Here is a 1,688-nt window from a genome sequence, read left to right as displayed (position 1 = left end):
CAAAAACCCGTCCTACAGCTTGGCTGGAGATGGCGACCGTCTACGGTGACATGGCGCAGGATCAAGACTTCGCCAATGCCTTCAGCGCAGAACTTTCCGCCGTCTGGAACGACGGCACCCGCGCGCGCCTGGCCAGATACATCAACGCAGAGTGAAACACTTGAAATGGCACAAGAGGCTTAACCGATCAGATGAAAACCCCTCGCCAGAATCATCACCATCGCGACACAAAAACCCGCACCCAACAGACCGTTCGACCAAGAGCTGCCGACCCTGCGACGGGGACCGTCAGCATATTTCCCGACGATGCGGATAGCCAGACCGAGGGCGATGCACATCATCGCAGCAAACAGCAGCCATGCCTGCGGCCCGTGAAAGTGCAGCATTTCGATCTTTTTTGAACCGACGCCGGGTTTTCCGGTGCTATGGAAAAATGGTATGGCAAGGTCATCGACAATAACACCGTAGATGCCGTAAACCGCAAGTCCGACCGCCAGCATCGGTTCAAGCGGATAAAACTTGCGGCGGCGCACAGGACGCCCGGTTTTGGGTTCCACCGTCATGAATCTCCTCGCGCGTGCCTTGCGCCCCTGAGATGGTGCGCCGGTTCAAGATGATAGTGATCCGCCAGGACGCAATGCGCAACAGGCTTTGACGCAAAAGCGGAAACGGTTGCGCCGGATGCAAAGACAAGCCCTGCTGTCACCAAACTGGGGCAACAGGCAAGGGTCGTTGCGGCGTTGTCGAAGTCCGCACGCCGAAGGCTTTGCCCGAAACCCAGAAATGCCTCCGCATTGCCGGGCTACCGGCGGGCAACAGGCTGACGGCGGCATCATTCTCCGGCGGGCTGAACGGTCTGGTTGCTCGCAGGCGGAAAGGGCATCATTGATCCTTCCTACCCCTGCGCCGCAATACGCAAAAGAACCGCGCGCTGCTGGCCGACGGCGTCAGCGATCAGGTGCTTTTCTTTGTCGAGGTGCCTCGCGCTGATAAAAGGCGGCTTGATGTGGCGCGACTGCCAAGTATCAAGGCGATGTTCGAGGTTGCGAACGCCCTCAAACTGCCCTGTGCGGTCGGCCGGATCCTGCCGGAAGCGCTGGAATCGGCGCGGCGGCGGCGGTTGATGGATGGTGGCGTCGCCGCTTTGCTTGGCTTTGACGACGCGCTCACCGCTGTCGGTGCCGCCGAACGCGGTGCGATCAAACGCATTGCAAACGTCCACGCCGCGCTGCCCGGATTTCGCGCCGACCGTTTTCTGGTGGAGCGGATGATTGAGGGCGCACAGGCCGGCATAAAGCGCCATCCCGCCTTGCGCCTGGCCCAGATGATCGGCTTGGGCGGAACCGGGGTTGAACAGCATTCGACCTATCGCTCCCTGCTCCTGCCACTTTGCGCAGTCGATATTGGTATGCCGTGTTTCGTCCCCGTGCCTTACGCTGGGGGCTTACCCTGGAACGCCCGCGCGGGGCGGTTTTCGAAAGATTCGATCACGACCTTTCGGTGCCGCTACATGCGGAGGAGGCCATCATCTTCCTGACGATACTGACTGAATACCGCAATGCCGATGGCAAGCTAGTGGTGGAGCAGCGATCCGTGACGGTCACGACCAACCGCAGTCCGGCCGATGATGACTGGAAACCGAAAGTTCCGGATTATGCGCCCGTTGACCCTTTCGCGGCATTTCAACG

At 60.1% G+C, this 1,688-nt stretch carries 3 protein-coding genes; 1 reads left to right on the top strand and 2 read right to left on the bottom strand.

The window, feature by feature from the left end:
• Positions 1-179 precede the first annotated feature (179 nt).
• Together L0H65_RS19575 and L0H65_RS19570 are read right to left on the bottom strand one after the other, a co-directional pair.
• Positions 180-563: a hypothetical protein gene (locus L0H65_RS19575; protein WP_301460856.1), complete on the bottom strand. Its 384-nt coding sequence runs from the start codon at positions 561-563 to the stop codon at positions 180-182.
• Between the two features lie 332 nt (positions 564-895).
• Positions 896-1,360 carry a hypothetical protein gene (locus L0H65_RS19570; RefSeq protein ID WP_301460855.1) on the bottom strand — a complete coding sequence of 155 codons (465 nt, stop codon included), beginning with the start codon at positions 1,358-1,360 and terminating at the stop codon, positions 896-898.
• A 53-nt stretch (positions 1,361-1,413) separates the two neighbouring features.
• On the opposite strand from L0H65_RS19570, the gene L0H65_RS19565 reads away from it, so the two are divergent.
• On the top strand, positions 1,414-1,688 hold a 275-nt coding region (locus L0H65_RS19565; RefSeq protein ID WP_301460854.1), incomplete at its 3' end, for a hypothetical protein.

The sequence above is a fragment of the Pseudorhodobacter sp. genome (assembly GCF_030452865.1).
Taxonomy (GTDB): domain Bacteria; phylum Pseudomonadota; class Alphaproteobacteria; order Rhodobacterales; family Rhodobacteraceae; genus Pseudorhodobacter.
The sequence above is the reverse complement of the archived record's forward strand: the minus strand, read 5'-3'. Positions and strand labels throughout refer to the sequence as shown.

Bases quoted from the DNA above. Each gene is read 5' to 3' on its own strand.
- L0H65_RS19575 (WP_301460856.1), bottom strand. From the start codon at position 563: ATGACGGTGGAACCCAAAACCGGGCGTCCTGTGCGCCGCCGCAAGTTT.
- L0H65_RS19570 (WP_301460855.1), bottom strand. From the start codon at position 1,360: ATGCTGTTCAACCCCGGTTCCGCCCAAGCCGATCATCTGGGCCAGGCG.